Source organism: Streptomyces sp. NPDC101118, assembly GCF_044759445.1.
Lineage (GTDB): Bacteria > Actinomycetota > Actinomycetes > Streptomycetales > Streptomycetaceae > Streptomyces.
Genome location: NZ_JBIVZG010000001.1, coordinates 25,180 through 39,341 on the forward strand (window position 1 = coordinate 25,180; position 14,162 = coordinate 39,341).

Genomic DNA, 14,162 nt, shown 5'->3' on the forward strand with positions numbered 1-14,162 from the left:
GGGCCTCTGCGCGGTGGCGTTACGCCTCCGGCGTCGGTTCCGCGGTCTTGCGCGTGCGGCGGCGGACCGGCTTGGCCGGGGCCTCCTCCGTGCTCACGGCCTCGGCCGGAGCGGCCTCCGCGGTCTTGCGCGTGCGGCGGCGCACCGGCTTCGCCGGAGCCTCCTCCGTGGTCGCGGGCTCCGCCGGGGCGGCTTCCGCTTCCGCGGCCTTGCGGGGCGCGCGGCGGCGGGCCGGCTTGGCCGGGGCCTCCTCCGCGACGACGGCGGACTCGGCGACCGGGGCCTCCACCACGGCGGCCTCGGCCACCGCGGCGGCCGGCTTGCGGGTGCGGCGGCGGGTCGCCGGCTTGGCCTCGGCCTCGGGGGCCTCGGTGGCCGGGGCCTGCGCGACCGGGGTCTCGACGACCGCGGCCTCCGCGACCGCCGTCGTGGACGAGCGGGTGCGGCGGCGGCGCGGCTTGGCCGGGGTCTCCTCCGCCTCGGCGGCGGGGACGGCCTCCACGACCGCGGCCTCCGCCACGGCGGTGGCAGCGGCAGCACCCCGCGTGCGACGGCGGCGCGGGCGCTTCGGCTCCGCCGGAGCCTCGGTGCCCTCGGCCACCTCGGCGGCCGGAGCCGCCGTGGCGTCCGCGGTGACCTCCGCGCCGCCCCGGGTACGGCGCCGCTGGCGCGGCGTACGCGTACGGGCCGGACGCTCGGTGACGGCGGTCGCGGCGGCCTTGCGGCGGCCTCCCGGCTCGCCCAGGTCCTCCAGCTCCTCGGCCGCCAGGCCGGCCCGCGTGCGCTCGGCACGCGGCAGGACGCCCTTGGTCCCGGCCGGGATGTTCAGCAGCTCGTAGAGGTGCGGGGAGGTCGAGTACGTCTCCTCCGGCTCGTGGAAGTCCAGCTCCAGCGCCTTGTTGATCAGCTGCCAGCGCGGGATGTCGTCCCAGTCGACCAGGGTGACGGCGGTGCCCTTCGCGCCCGCGCGGCCGGTGCGGCCGACCCGGTGCAGGAAGGTCTTCTCGTCCTCGGGGGACTGGTAGTTGATGACGTGCGTCACGCCCTCGACGTCGATGCCGCGGGCGGCGACGTCGGTGCAGACCAGCACGTCGACCTTGCCGTTGCGGAACGCGCGCAGGGCCTGCTCGCGCGCACCCTGGCCCAGGTCGCCGTGGACGGCGCCCGAGGCGAAGCCGCGGCGCTCCAGCTGCTCGGCGATGTCGGCCGCCGTGCGCTTGGTGCGGCAGAAGATCATCGCCAGCCCGCGGCCCTCGGCCTGCAGGATGCGGGAGACCATCTCCGGCTTGTCCATCGAGTGCGCACGGAACACGTGCTGCGTGATGTTCGCGACGGTCGCGCCCTCGTCGTCCGGCGAGGTGGCGCGGATGTGCGTCGGCTGCGACATGTAGCGGCGGGCCAGGCCGATGACGGCGCCCGGCATGGTCGCCGAGAACAGCATGGTCTGGCGCTTCGGCGGAAGCAGGTTGATGATCTTCTCGACGTCGGGCAGGAAGCCCAGGTCGAGCATCTCGTCGGCCTCGTCCAGCACCAGGGCCTTGACCTTGGACAGGTCGAGCTTCTTCTGCCCGGCCAGGTCCAGCAGGCGGCCCGGGGTGCCGACGATCACGTCGACGCCCTTCTTGAGCGCCTCGACCTGGGGCTCGTACGCGCGGCCGCCGTATATGGCCAGGACGCGGACGTTACGCACCTTTCCGGCGGTCAGCAGGTCGTTCGTGACCTGCGTGCACAGCTCGCGGGTCGGTACGACGATCAGCGCCTGCGGGGCGTCGGTCAGCTGCTCGGGGGTCGCGCGGCCCGCCTCGACGTCCGCGGGGACGACGACGCGCTCCAGCAGCGGAAGGCCGAAACCGAGCGTCTTGCCGGTTCCGGTCTTCGCCTGGCCGATGACGTCCGTGCCCGAGAGGGCGACGGGGAGGGTCATCTCCTGGATGGGGAAGGGGGACACGATGCCGACGGCCTCAAGGGCCTCGGCGGTCTCGGGAAAGATCCCGAGCTCTCGGAACGTAGTCAGGGTGCTGCCTCTTCTGTGAGACGCGGCGCGAGGCGGCGAGGGGGGTCTTACCGTGCCGTTCCGTGCTCCTCCGGTGTTGCCGGAGGTGCCTCCGGCCGCAGCTCGAAAAGAGCCGCATCGCCGGATGGCGCGGGACCACTGCCTTCGCTCAAGCGCTCGTGCCGCTGAGGGGGCCCCTCATGGGCGGCGGCACGCGGAAACGCACGCGCCACACCGAGGGCGGTCGGTTGGAGCCGATCGGGCCACCGACCGGGCATCCTCATTCGGATGGCCCGCCGAGTATTCGGCAGGCGCATTACCACTGTACCCCGGAATCGCGCAGGTGTGTCGGGCGAATTCACCGGGGCGGCGTGTTCTGCGTGACTGACCAGGCACTTCCCCCACTCCCCGGGCGGGCTATTGTGCGCTGCATGGAGACCGCTGAAAACGCCGAGCACGCCGAGAACTCGTCCGCCCCCGCGGAGGAAGAGCCCACCGGGATCGCCGCCCAGGACTGGGCGACGGCCTCCGCCTCGCCGCAGTACCGCGCCGCCGTGATCGACCTGCTGGGTGCCCTCGCGTACGGCGAGCTCGCGGCCTTCGAGCGGCTCGCCGAGGACGCGAAGCTCGCCCCGACCCTGGCGGACAAGGCGGAGCTCGCGAAGATGGCCTCCGCAGAGTTCCACCACTTCGAGCGGCTGCGCGACCGGCTGGCCGCGGTCGACGCCGAGCCGACCGCCGCCATGGAGCCCTTCGCGAAGGCCCTGGACGACTTCCACCGCCAGACCGCTCCGTCCGACTGGCTGGAGGGCCTGGTCAAGGCGTACGTCGGCGACTCGATCGCCAGCGACTTCTACCGCGAGGTCGCCACCCACCTCGACGCCGACACCCGGGCCCTCGTGCTCGGCGTGCTGGACGACACGGGCCACGGCAACTTCGCCGTCGAGAAGGTCCGCGCCGCCATCGAGGCCGACCCGCGCGTCGGCGGCCGGCTCGCCCTGTGGGCGCGCCGCCTGATGGGCGAGGCCCTCTCCCAGGCGCAGCGCGTGGTGGCCGAGCGCGACGCGCTCTCCACGATGCTGGTCGGCGGGGTGGACGGCATGGCCGCCGGGTTCGACCTGGCCGCCGTCGGCGAGATGTTCACCCGCATCACCAAGGCGCACACCAAGCGGATGGCGGCCCTCGGCCTCGCGGCCTGACGGACCACCGCAGCGGTACGGTGCCGGCGGCCACGACGCCGCACCTGCGGCAGCGGCACAGCGGCTACGTCACGGGCCCCGGGGGTACGTCACCCCGAGGCCCGTGGTCATCCCCGGGAGGCGACCGGAAACGGCGTCCTCGTCCGCAGCAGCAGCGACAGCCCGGCCGCGGCCACCAGGACGGCGCCCACGAGGGACGCGGTCAGCGTACGGTGCCCCGGGCCCAGCGCGTAGTGCGTCAAGTACGCGCCGAACAACGCCCCGAGCGCGCCCGTGGTGAGGACCACGCGGGCGGACGGCAGCCGGCCGGGCAGTCTTCTGACGGCCACCCAGGAAAGGGCGAGGCCCAGAACGGCCGAGCCGAACGCTTCCACGAGCATGAGTCCCTCCCGCACAGCCATGGGCAAATCGGGTCGTAGGCGGTCCTACCCGGAGCGGGCGGAACACAACCCTCAACCGCCCCTGCGGGCACGGAAACGGCCCGGTGGGAGCAACCACCGGGCCGTTTCTCTCAGTTGTGGGTGACGCGCGCCTTACGCGGGGCCGAACCCGACCTTGCGGGACGTCGGCTCGCCGATGTCGACGTACGACAGCCGGTCGGTCGGCACCAGGACCTTGCGGCCCTTGATGTCCGTCAGGCTGAGCAGCTGCGACTTGCCCGTCAGCGCGTCCGTCACGACCGCCTCGAGCTCCTCGGCGCTCAGTCCGCTCTCCAGCACGATCTCCCGGGGTGCGTGCTGCACGCCGATCTTGACCTCCACGGCTATGTCCCTCCGACGGTCCGAGTCGCGCGATCACCGCGCCGTACCCGGACACATTAGCCCGGAGAGGGGACGGGAACCGCCCGTCGCAGCCACGCTGGAAGCGAACAGGGGCCCCGTGGGGCCCCTGCGTCGTCCCCGGCCGTCACGGCCGGCACCCGTGAGGGTGTCAGTGCGGCTGCTGCTCGGTCCCGTGCAGCGGGAAGCCGGCGATGCCGCGCCACGCGAGCGAGGTCAGCAGCTGCACCGCCTTGTTCCGCTCGACCGGGCTCTCGCTGGAGAGCCAGTAGCGGGCCACGACCTGGGAGACGCCGCCCAGCCCCACGGCCAGCAGCATCGACTCGTCCTTGGACAGCCCGGTGTCCTCGGCGATCACGTCGGAGATCGCCTCGGCGCACTCCAGGGAGACCCGGTCCACGCGCTCGCGCACCGCGGGCTCGTTCGTCAGGTCCGACTCGAAGACGAGGCGGAACGCGCCGCCCTCGTCCTCGACGTACGCGAAGTAGGCGTCCATCGTCGCCGCGACCCGGAGCTTGTTGTCGGTCGTCGAGGCGAGCGCCCCGCGCACCGCCTGCAGCAGCGCCTCGCAGTGCTGGTCCAGCAGCGCCAGGTACAGGTCCAGCTTGCCGGGGAAGTGCTGGTACAGCACCGGCTTGCTGACGCCCGCGCGCTCGGCGATGTCGTCCATCGCGGCCGCGTGGTACCCCTGCGCGACGAAAACCTCCTGGGCCGCGCCCAGGAGCTGGTTGCGTCGGGCTCGGCGCGGCAGGCGTGTGCCCCGCGGGCGCGCCGCCTCGGTCTGCTCGATGGCTGTCACGCCGCCTCCCACTTTCTCTCTGTACACAGTGCGCTGTGCGCCGCGCCCGCCATCGTACTTTTCGGTAACCGAATCTGGGGGGTCGAGGCCGAGTTTTCTCGGTCTTCGGACAGCCACCGACACCGTGCGGACCTGTGCGAATGCGCTCGGACAGGAGCGAAATCGGTCACCTCGGCGGCGGTCAGCGGTAGTCGTCCTCGTCGAGGGCCACGACCCGGGCCTGCTCCGCGGCGTCCCCGTCCGCCGCCTCGCCCTTGTCGCGCCCGGTGAGGGGCTCGTCCTCGCTGGGGGTCAGCTCGGTGTGCTGTTCGGCAGCGTCCGCCTCAGGGGCCTCCGCGTCCAGCGTCTCCCCAAGCTGGTTCCGGAAGGTGTCCGGCTCGGTGGGGTCGGCAGTCATGTGGCTCCCCTCTTTTCCTTGTCAGTACGAGCCTAGGAGAGTCGGAGGTGCACCGCTACGCGGATCTGTGAGCGCGAACACACGGGTCCCGGCGTGATCGTCTCGTAACATTGGCCCATGTCTTCGACCGAGCTGCCGGGTGTCCGCACCCCCGCCGCGGTGTCTCCCCAGGTGAGCGCCGTGCGGGTGGCCGAAGGAGAGCAGCTGCGGAGGGTGACGCTCCCCGGGCTGACGCTGAACGTGCGGTTCCGGCCGCCGGCCCGCCCCGACCTGCCGCCCGCCCTGTACGTCCACGGGCTCGGCGGGTCCTCGCAGAACTGGTCGGCACTGATGCCGCTGCTGGAGGACGTGGTGGACGGCGAGGCCGTCGACCTCCCGGGCTTCGGGGACTCCCCGCCACCGGACGACGGCAACTACTCGGTCACCGGCCTGGCCCGCGCGGTCATCCGGCACCTGGACGCCGCCGGGCGCGGTCCCGTACACCTCTTCGGCAACTCCCTGGGCGGCGCCGTCACCACGAGGGTGGCCGCGGCGCGCCCGGACCTGGTGCGCACCCTCACCCTGATCTCGCCGGCGATGCCGGAGCTGCGCGTGCAGCGCTCGGCGGTGCCGACCGCGCTGCTCGCGGTGCCGGGAGTCGCCTCGCTCTTCTCCCGTCTCACGCAGGGGATGAGCGCGGAGGAGCGTACCCGTGGCATCCTCGCCCTGTGCTACGGCGACCCGTCACGGGTCACCCCCGAGGGGTTCCGCAACGCGGTGGAGGAGATGGAGCGGCGCATGAGGCTGCCGTACTTCTGGGACGCGATGACGCGGTCCTCGCGCGGGATCGTCGACGCCTACACGCTGGGCGGCCAGCACGGGCTGTGGCGGCAGGCGGAGCGGGTGCTCGCGCCGACGCTGCTGGTGTACGGCGGGCGCGACCAGCTCGTCTCGTACCGGATGGCCCGCAGGGCGGCCGCCGCCTTCCGCGGCTCCCGGCTGCTGACGCTGCCGGACGCGGGGCACGTCGCGATGATGGAGTACCCGGAGGTCGTCGCCACGGCCTTCCGTGACCTGCTGCGGGACACGCGTGCCGCCGCCGAAGCGGGCGGGGGCTGAGGGTTCCGGTGGGACGACATAGCAGGAAGGGCCCGGCCGCTCCCGCTCCCTCCCAGGGGGACGCGGGCTCCGGCAGTACGGGCGCCGGCGGCGCGGCAGGCGCGGCCGGCTCCGGGGCGTGGACGGCCGAAGCCGCGCCCGGCACGGTGTACGGCGACTGGCACGGCGTACCGCGCGTCGCCGATTCGGGTGGTTTCCCGCAGGCGCCGGACCACGGCGGTCACGCCGCACCCCGGGCAGCCGGGGGGCACGGCCCGGTGCACGACACCGGCGCCTTCCCGTACGTACAGGACACGGGCGCGTTCCCGCGCGTCGAGCCCACGGGGGCGTACCCCGGCGGGTACGGCACGGGCGGCTACGACGCGCTGTACGACACGTCGGGCTTCGCGCTGCCCCAGGACGCCGGGTTCGCCCCGGCCCACGACACGCGGGCGTACCCGCGCGTCGCGGACACCGGGGGCTTCCCGCGCGTACCGCGGCCGGGGGGCCATCCGGGCGGCGGGGACACCGGGGCCTTCCCGCGGACCGCCGACACCGGCGAGTACCCGGTGGTGCACGAGACCGGCGGGTACGACGCGCTGTACGACACGGGGGGCTTCGCGCTGCCCCACGACACGGGGGCGCACCCGCACAGCGCGTACTCCGGCGGCCACGCCGGCACCCAGGACACCGGCGGCTACGCGCGGCCCCAGGACACCGGCGGCTACGCGCGACCCCACGACACCGGCGCCTTCCCCGGCCCCCACGACACCGGCGCGCACCCCCGGGTCACCGGCACCGGCGCGATCCCGCGCCTCGCCCGGCCCGGCGTGTACCAGCGCCTCGCGGACACCGGCGCGCTGCCCCGCGTCACGGACACCGGCGCGATCCCGCGCGCCGGCGGCCCCGGTCAGGACACCGGCGGCTTCGACGCCGTGCGGGACAGCGGGGCCGTACCCCGCGTCACCGTGACCGGCGGGCTGCCCGGCACCGGCACCGGCCCGCAGGCCCGCGTCGCGGAGGCCGGCGGGCTCGCCATACCGCGGCCACGGCGCGAGGACGACGCCGTCGCGGCGACCGGCTCGCACCGCAGGACCGCCGTACCCGCCGAGCGCAAGGGCGGGCGCGGCCGGACGTACACCGGCATCGCCGCGGCCGCGGTCACCGTGCTGCTCGCCGTGATCGTCGCCGGGCAGGTCACCGGCGACCAGACCCGCACCACCGGCGTGCTCTCGGCCGACGACGAGACCGGGCAGCGCGGCGGCGCCGCGTCGGCCGCCTCGCGCTCCGAGGAGCGGCCCACCCCGAAGCAGCAGCCCTCCGCGCCTGCCGCCGAGCCGACGTACGAGCAGAAGATGGCGGCCCCGTACCCCATCGACCCCAAGCTCAAGGGCTCGGGCGAGTTCGAGACCGTGCCCGGCGTCGCGAAGGCCCCCGGCAAGGGGCGCCTCGTGCGCTACCGCGTCGACGTCGAGAAGGGCCTCGACCTGGACGCGCAGCTGTTCGCCGAGGCCGTCCAGCGCACGCTCAACGACAAGCGCAGCTGGGCCCACGGCGGCGAGATGACCTTCGAGCGCGTCCCGTCCGGCGAGGCGGAGTTCGTCATCACCCTCGCGAGCCCCGGCACCACCGGAACCTGGTGCGCCAAGTCCGGCCTGGACACCACCATCGACAACGTGTCCTGCGACTCCGCGTCCACCGAACGCGTCATGATCAACGCGTTCCGCTGGGCGCAGGGCTCCGTCACCTACGGGCCGGAGCGGATGTTCGCGTACCGCCAGATGCTGATCAACCACGAGGTCGGCCACCGGCTCGGACACGGTCACGTGAGCTGCCGCACGCCCGGCTCGCTCGCGCCGATCATGCAGCAGCAGACGAAATCCCTGGATATCGACGGCGTGAAGTGCCAGCCCAATCCCTGGGTTTATCCAGGGAGTTGAGAAGAGGACCGCTGGATTTCTGACGTATCGTCGGACAATCGCGTTGACATCGATCAGCTGATCGGTAATTGTTCTCGGCATGTCGTCCTTCCACGCCGCCTCCGCGAGCGCCGCCATTGAGCTGGCGCTGCTCGGCGTGACCGCGCACAGCGTGGCCGACATCTTCTGTAGCTGACCGCAGCCTGAGCGCGCGCGTCGACACCCCTCCCGTCCTCCGACGGCTTCCCGTTTCCGCCGCGCCCGGGCCCCGCACGCCCGTGGGCGCGGCTCGGCGTTTCCCCCATTCCGCTCAAGTCGCTCTCGCGTGGCGTCCCGAATTCCCCGATTCCTTCACGCCGAGAGGTCCCTTTTCCGATGCGTTTCCAGTCCGCCACATCGCGCCGCGTGGCCGCGGCCGCCGTCAGCCTCGTACTGGCCGGGGGCGCCGCCGCGTGCGCGGGGCCCCAGGACGGTACGGAGAAGAACGGCGCGGAGCCCGGTGCCGCCGGCGCGCCCCGCAAGGGCGGCACGCTGACCGTCCTCAACGCCGAGCCGCAGAACGACTTCGACCCCGCCCGCCTCTACACCTCGGGTGGCGGCAACGTCCCGTCGCTGGTCTTCCGCACCCTCACCACCCGCAACCGCGAGAACGGCGCCGAGGGCACCAAGGTCGTCCCCGACCTCGCCACCGACACCGGCCGCCCCAACGCGGACGCCACCGAGTGGACGTACACGCTCAAGGACGGGCTGAAGTACGAGGACGGCACCCCGATCACCAGCGCCGACATCAAGTACGGCATCGAGCGGTCCTTCGCCGCCGAGCTGTCGGGCGGCGCCCCCTACCTGCGCGACTGGCTGGTCGGCGGCGAGAAGTACCAGGGCCCCTACAAGGACAAGAAGGGCCTGGACTCGATCGTCACCCCGGACGACAGGACGATCGTCTTCAAGCTCCGCAAGCCCGAGGGCGAGTTCCCCTTCGTCGCCACCCAGACGCAGTTCGCCCCCGTGCCCAAGGCCAAGGACACCGGCGCCAAGTACGAGGAGCACCCGGTCTCCTCGGGCCCGTACAAGGTCGTGAAGAACGAGAACGACGGCGAGCGGCTGCTCCTGGAGCGCAACCCGCACTGGTCCGAGGCCACCGACGCCGAGCGCAAGGCCTACCCGGACACCATCGACGTCCGCTCCGGCCTCGACTCCGCCGTCATCAACCAGCGCCTGTCCACCAGCTCGGGCGCCGACTCCGCGGCCGTCACCACCGACACCAACCTCGGCCCGGCCGAACTCGCCCAGATCACCGGGAACAAGGAGCTCGCCGGCCGCGTCGGCACCGGCCACTTCGGCTACACCAACTACCTCGCCTTCAACCCGAAGGTGAAGCCCTTCGACAACCCCAAGGTGCGCCAGGCGATCTCCTACGCCGTCAACCGCACCAGCGTCGTCAACGCCGCCGGCGGCTCCGCCCTCGCCGAGGCGGCCACCACCTTCCTGCCGGAGCAGAAGTCCTTCGGGTTCACCCCGTACGACCACTTCCCGGCCGGCGGGACCGGCGACCCGGCCAAGGCGAAGCAGCTGCTCAAGGAGGCCGGCTTCGCCAACGGCCTGACCGTCACCCTGACGCACTCCACCGCGCAGAACCGCCAGACCAGCCCCGAGGTGGCCACCGCCGTCCAGCAGGCACTGGCCGCCGCCGGGATCACGGTCAAGCTGGAGGGCCTGGAGAACAACGCGTTCAACGAGCGCCGCTGGGACGCGAAGAACACGCCCGGCTTCTTCCTCTCCCGCTGGGGTGCCGACTGGCCGTCCGGCGGCCCGTTCCTGGCGCCGATCTTCGACGGCCGGCAGATCGTCACCAACGGCTCCAACTACAACCACGCGCAGCTGAACGACCCGGCGGTCAACAAGGAGATCGACGAGATCAACAAGCTGACCGACCTCGACGCGGCCGCCCTGCGCTGGGGCGCCCTGGACAAGAAGATCGGCGAGCAGGCGCTCGACGTCCCGCTCTTCCACCCGGTCTACAAGCGGCTGGTCGGCAAGTCCGTCAAGAACGTCGTGATCAGCGACTGGACCGGCGTCCTCGACATCTCCCAGGTAGCCGTCAAGTGACCTCCGTACACCAGGCACTGGCGCCCGCGCCGGGGGTCACCACCCCCGGCGCGGGCGCCGCCCGCCAGGTCTGGCGCCGGCTGCGCCGCCGCCCCGCGGCGCTCGCGGCCGCCGCCGTCCTGGCCCTGCTCGTCCTCGTCGCGATCGCGGCGCCCCTGCTCGCACACCTCGCGGGCCAGGACCCCAACGCCTACCACGACGACCTCGTGGACTCGGCCCGCGGCGGCGTCCCCGCCGGCTCCTTCGGCGGCATCAGCGCCGACCACTGGCTCGGCGTCGAACCGGGCACCGGACGCGACCTGTTCACCCGGCTCGCCTACGGCGCCCGCGTCTCCCTGCTCGTCGCCGCCGGGGCCACTTTCGTCAACATCGGCGTCGGCGTCCTCGCCGGCCTCGCCGCCGCGCTCGGCAACCGCTTCCTCGACAGCGCCATCAGCTGGGCCACCGACGTGATGATCGCCCTGCCGACGCTGGTCCTCGGCATCGCCCTGACCGCCGTCGTGCCGCCCGGCTTCCCGCGCCCGCTGCTGCTGGTCCTCCTCATCGGACTCCTCGGCTGGGGCGGCACCGCGCGGATCGTACGGGCCCAGACCCTCAGCCTGCGCGAGCTGGACTTCGTCGCCGCCGCCCGGCTGTCGGGCAACGGCGCACTCCGGGTGGCCCGCCGGGAGCTGCTGCCCTCGCTGGCCGCGCCCGTGATCACGTACGCGGCGATCCTGCTGCCCGTGAACATCGTCGCCGAGGCCTCGCTGTCCTTCCTCGGGGTCGGCGTCAAACCGCCCACCCCCTCCTGGGGGCAGATGCTCTCCACCGCCCAGACCTGGTTCCTCGCCGACCCGGCCTACGTGCTGCTCCCGGCCGGTCTGCTGTTCGTCACCGTGCTCGCCTTCACCGTCCTCGGCGACGCCGTGCGCACCGCGCTCGACCCGCGCGAGGCCGGCCGGCTGCGGGTGGGCACGAAGAAGGGAGGCGCGAAGTGACCCGCTTCGTCCTCAAGCGCGCCGCCGGCGCCGTGCTGGTGCTGCTCGTGCTCTCCGTCGCCGTGTACTTCCTCTTCTACCTCGCACCCGGCGACCCCGCCCGGCTCGCCTGCGGGGAGCGCTGCAACCCGCAGCAGATCGCCCAGGTGCGCGAACAGCTCGGCCTGGACGAGTCCGTCGTCGCCCAGTACCTGCACTTCCTCCAGGGCCTGGTCGCCGGTCGCGACTACTCCGCCGGCACCGGCGTGCTGCACTGCGACGCGCCCTGCCTGGGCTTCTCGTACCAGAACGACCAGCAGGTCACCGGACTCCTGCTGGAGCGGCTGCCCGCCACCCTCTCCCTCGCCCTCGGCGCGCTCGTCATCTGGCTGGTCGTCGGCGTCGGCACCGGACTGCTGTCCGCCCTGCGCCGCGGCGGCCCCACCGAGCGCGTCCTCACGCTGATCACCCTGGCCGGCACCGGCACGCCCGTGTTCATCCTCGGCCTGCTGCTGCTCATGCTGGTCTGCGCGTACCTGCAGTGGCTGCCCTTCCCGACCTACGTGCCCTTCTCCGAGGACACCGAGCAGTGGGCCTGGAACCTCCTGCTGCCCTGGGTCACCCTCGGCTTCTTCGAGAGCGCCAAGTACGCCCGGCTCACCCGCAGCTCCACCCTGGAGACCCTCGCCGAGGACCACATCCGCACCTTCCGCGCCTACGGCGTGGGAGAGCGGGCGGTCGTCGCCCGGCACGCCCTGCGCGGCGCCGTGCCGCCGGTCATCGCCCTCAGCGCCATCGACCTCGGCACCATGATGGGCGGCGCCGTGCTGACGGAGTCCCTGTTCGGCATCCCCGGCCTCGGCAAGACGCTGATCGACGCCGTGCGGGTCGTGGACCTGCCCGTGGTCGTGGGCGTCGTCCTGGTCATCGGGACCGCCGTCGTCGTCGCGGGCGCGCTCGCCGACCTCCTCTACGCCGCCGCCGACCGAAGGGTGGCCCTGGCATGACCGAGCACCGCACGGAGCCCCTCGTCGAGGTCGCGGACCTCACCGTCGAATTCCCGGTCGGGGCGCCCGGCTCGTACGTACGGGCCGTCGACGGCCTCTCCTTCACCCTCGCCCCGGGCCGCGCCCTCGGCATCGTCGGCGAGTCCGGCAGCGGCAAGTCCACCGTGGCCGCCGCCCTGCTGGGCCTGCACCGCGACACCGGCGCCCGGCTCACCGGCACCGTCCGGGTCGGCGGCACCGACGTGGCCGCCGCAGGCCCCGCGGAGCTGCGCGCCCTGCGCGGCGCCACCGCCGCCATGGTCTTCCAGGACCCGCTCAGCTCCCTGGACCCGTACTACGCCGTCGGCGACCAGATCGCCGAGGTGTACCGGGTCCACCACGACGTCCCGCGCCGGGCCGCCCGGGCCCGGGCCGTCGAGGTGCTCGACCGGGTCGGCATCCCCGACGCCGTCCGCCGCTCACGGTCCCGTCCGCACGAGTTCAGCGGCGGCATGCGCCAGCGCGCCCTGATCGCCATGGCCCTCGCCTGCGAGCCGCGGCTGCTGGTCGCCGACGAGCCCACCACCGCCCTCGACGTCACCGTCCAGGCCCAGATCCTGGACCTGCTGCACGGGCTGCGGGAGGAGCGCGGGCTGGCGCTGCTGCTGGTCACGCACGATGTGGGCGTCGCCGCAGAGAGCGTGGACGAGCTGCTGGTGATGCGGTCCGGCGCCGCCGTGGAGCGGGGGCCGGTCGCGGACGTGCTGGCCGCGCCGGAGCACGCGTACACGAGGGAGCTGCTCGGCGCCGTACCGCGGCTGGACGCGCCGCGGCAGAGGCCGGCGGCTGCGGTACCGGTCCCGTCGGCACGCAACGGCGGGTCCGCGGACGGCGCGTCCCCGGGCTCCGCGGCCGGCGGTCCCGCGGACGCGGCCGAGGGTCCGGTGGACGCGGCCGGCGTGCCCGTCGTCGAAGCCGTGGGGCTGCGGCGGGAGTTCGGACGGGGGCGCGGGCGGGTCACCGCGGTCGGCGGGGTGTCGCTCGCCCTGCGCGCCGGGGAGACCCTCGGCGTCGTCGGCGAGTCCGGCAGCGGCAAGAGCACCCTGGGCCGGATGCTGGTCGGGCTGCTGGAGCCCACCGCCGGCACCGTACGCCACGACGGCCTCGCCGTCCCCGGCATCGCCCCCGGCGCCCAGATGGTCTTCCAGGACCCCACCTCCTCCCTCAACCCCCGCCGCAGCATCGGCGAATCCATCGCCGACCCGCTGCGGGCGGCGGGGGAGCGGGACGAGACGGCGATCCGCGCCCGGGTGACCGGGCTGCTGGAGCGCGTCGGCCTCGACCCCGCCCACTACGACCGGTACCCGCACGAGTTCAGCGGCGGCCAGCGCCAGCGCGTCGGCATCGCCCGCGCCCTCGCCCCCCGGCCCCGGCTGATCGTCTGCGACGAACCCGTCTCGGCGCTCGACGTCACCACGCAGGCCCAGGTCACCGCCCTGCTCGCGGAGCTCCAGCGGGAGCTGGGCCTGGCACTGGTCTTCATCGCCCACGACCTCGCCGTGGTCCGGCAGGTCAGCGACCGCGTCGCCGTGATGCGCGGCGGCCTCGTCGTGGAGGAGGGCCCTGCCGAGGAGGTGTACGGGGCCCCGGCCCACGCCTACACCCGGCAGCTGCTGGCCGCCGTGCCCGCCCTCGACCCCGCGCTCGCCGCCGAGCGGCGCACCGCCCGCCGGGTGCCCGTACCCGCGTAACGGAGGCCCGGCGGGCCTTTCTACCGCGCCGGAACGCGGTGCGCGCGCGAAAGTTACGACACTTCACCCCTTCCGGTGGCGGGGGGGGGGGGGCCCCCCCCCGCCCCCCCCCCCCCGCCCGGGGGGGCCCCCGCCCCCCCGGGGGCGCGCCCCCCCCCCGCCCGCCGCGCCGGGCGGGGCGGGGGGGGGGGCGGCGG

Annotated in this window: 13 protein-coding genes; 8 read left to right on the plus strand and 5 right to left on the minus strand. The window is 73.9% G+C overall.

The annotated features are described in order from the left end of the window. Positions 1-19: 19 nt before the first annotated feature. Positions 20-1,924, minus strand: a complete 1,905-nt coding sequence (locus ACIQUQ_RS00145; protein ID WP_403969286.1) for a DEAD/DEAH box helicase — start codon at positions 1,922-1,924, stop codon at positions 20-22. Between the two features lie 500 nt (positions 1,925-2,424). Here ACIQUQ_RS00145 and ACIQUQ_RS00150 point away from each other — a divergent pair, with 500 nt between their 5' ends. Next, positions 2,425-3,192 (plus strand): ferritin-like fold-containing protein, encoded by a 768-nt coding sequence (locus tag ACIQUQ_RS00150; RefSeq protein WP_399945084.1) that lies wholly within the window; start codon positions 2,425-2,427, stop codon positions 3,190-3,192. Positions 3,193-3,299: 107 nt separating this feature from the next. On the opposite strand, the gene ACIQUQ_RS00155 is transcribed toward ACIQUQ_RS00150, so the two are convergent. The 4 genes from ACIQUQ_RS00155 to ACIQUQ_RS00170 form a co-directional block, all read right to left on the minus strand. Next, positions 3,300-3,572 carry a hypothetical protein gene (locus tag ACIQUQ_RS00155; RefSeq protein ID WP_399945086.1) on the minus strand — a complete coding sequence of 91 codons (273 nt, stop codon included), beginning with the start codon at positions 3,570-3,572 and terminating at the stop codon, positions 3,300-3,302. A gap of 153 nt (positions 3,573-3,725) precedes the next feature. Continuing rightward, positions 3,726-3,953 (minus strand): DUF3107 domain-containing protein, encoded by a 228-nt coding sequence (locus tag ACIQUQ_RS00160; RefSeq protein ID WP_399945088.1) that lies wholly within the window; start codon positions 3,951-3,953, stop codon positions 3,726-3,728. A gap of 169 nt (positions 3,954-4,122) precedes the next feature. Continuing rightward, positions 4,123-4,770, minus strand: a complete 648-nt coding sequence (locus tag ACIQUQ_RS00165; protein WP_403668633.1) for a TetR/AcrR family transcriptional regulator — start codon at positions 4,768-4,770, stop codon at positions 4,123-4,125. A gap of 181 nt (positions 4,771-4,951) precedes the next feature. Next, the gene (locus ACIQUQ_RS00170) at positions 4,952-5,167 is read right to left on the minus strand and encodes a hypothetical protein (RefSeq protein ID WP_403969289.1); all 216 of its coding nucleotides are present in this window, start codon (positions 5,165-5,167) and stop codon (positions 4,952-4,954) included. Between the two features lie 117 nt (positions 5,168-5,284). Here ACIQUQ_RS00170 and ACIQUQ_RS00175 point away from each other — a divergent pair, with 117 nt between their 5' ends. The 7 genes from ACIQUQ_RS00175 to ACIQUQ_RS00205 all read left to right on the plus strand — a co-directional run bounded on the left by ACIQUQ_RS00175 (position 5,285) and on the right by ACIQUQ_RS00205 (position 13,965). Continuing rightward, positions 5,285-6,265 carry an alpha/beta fold hydrolase gene (locus ACIQUQ_RS00175; RefSeq protein WP_403969292.1) on the plus strand — a complete coding sequence of 327 codons (981 nt, stop codon included), beginning with the start codon at positions 5,285-5,287 and terminating at the stop codon, positions 6,263-6,265. 8 nt (positions 6,266-6,273) lie between these two features. Further along, positions 6,274-8,184, plus strand: a complete 1,911-nt coding sequence (locus tag ACIQUQ_RS00180; RefSeq protein ID WP_403969294.1) for a DUF3152 domain-containing protein — start codon at positions 6,274-6,276, stop codon at positions 8,182-8,184. Positions 8,185-8,263: 79 nt separating this feature from the next. Next, on the plus strand, positions 8,264-8,359 hold the full coding sequence (locus ACIQUQ_RS00185) for an Ms4533A family Cys-rich leader peptide (RefSeq protein ID WP_399945102.1): 96 nt from the start codon (positions 8,264-8,266) through the stop codon (positions 8,357-8,359). 236 nt (positions 8,360-8,595) lie between these two features. Beyond that, a complete protein-coding gene (locus tag ACIQUQ_RS00190; protein WP_403970504.1) occupies positions 8,596-10,269 on the plus strand; it encodes an ABC transporter substrate-binding protein in 1,674 nt (557 codons plus the stop codon). After that, the gene (locus ACIQUQ_RS00195) at positions 10,266-11,249 is read left to right on the plus strand and encodes an ABC transporter permease (RefSeq protein WP_403969297.1); all 984 of its coding nucleotides are present in this window, start codon (positions 10,266-10,268) and stop codon (positions 11,247-11,249) included. Before ACIQUQ_RS00190 ends, ACIQUQ_RS00195 begins: the two co-directional genes overlap by 4 nt. After that, positions 11,246-12,235, plus strand: a complete 990-nt coding sequence (locus tag ACIQUQ_RS00200; RefSeq protein ID WP_403969300.1) for an ABC transporter permease — start codon at positions 11,246-11,248, stop codon at positions 12,233-12,235. The genes ACIQUQ_RS00195 and ACIQUQ_RS00200 overlap by 4 nt, the downstream gene beginning before the upstream one ends. After that, complete coding sequence (locus ACIQUQ_RS00205) at positions 12,232-13,965, plus strand: dipeptide ABC transporter ATP-binding protein (RefSeq protein ID WP_403969303.1); 1,734 nt, start codon at positions 12,232-12,234, stop codon at positions 13,963-13,965. The genes ACIQUQ_RS00200 and ACIQUQ_RS00205 overlap by 4 nt, the downstream gene beginning before the upstream one ends. Positions 13,966-14,162: the final 197 nt, after the last annotated feature.

Bases quoted from the DNA above. Each gene is read 5' to 3' on its own strand.
- ACIQUQ_RS00145 (WP_403969286.1), bottom strand. From the start codon at position 1,924: ATGACCCTCCCCGTCGCCCTCTCGGGCACGGACGTCATCGGCCAGGCG.
- ACIQUQ_RS00150 (WP_399945084.1), top strand. From the start codon at position 2,425: ATGGAGACCGCTGAAAACGCCGAGCACGCCGAGAACTCGTCCGCCCCC.
- ACIQUQ_RS00155 (WP_399945086.1), bottom strand. From the start codon at position 3,572: ATGCTCGTGGAAGCGTTCGGCTCGGCCGTTCTGGGCCTCGCCCTTTCC.
- ACIQUQ_RS00170 (WP_403969289.1), bottom strand. From the start codon at position 5,167: ATGACTGCCGACCCCACCGAGCCGGACACCTTCCGGAACCAGCTTGGG.
- ACIQUQ_RS00175 (WP_403969292.1), top strand. From the start codon at position 5,285: ATGTCTTCGACCGAGCTGCCGGGTGTCCGCACCCCCGCCGCGGTGTCT.
- ACIQUQ_RS00185 (WP_399945102.1), top strand. From the start codon at position 8,264: ATGTCGTCCTTCCACGCCGCCTCCGCGAGCGCCGCCATTGAGCTGGCG.
- ACIQUQ_RS00205 (WP_403969303.1), top strand. From the start codon at position 12,232: ATGACCGAGCACCGCACGGAGCCCCTCGTCGAGGTCGCGGACCTCACC.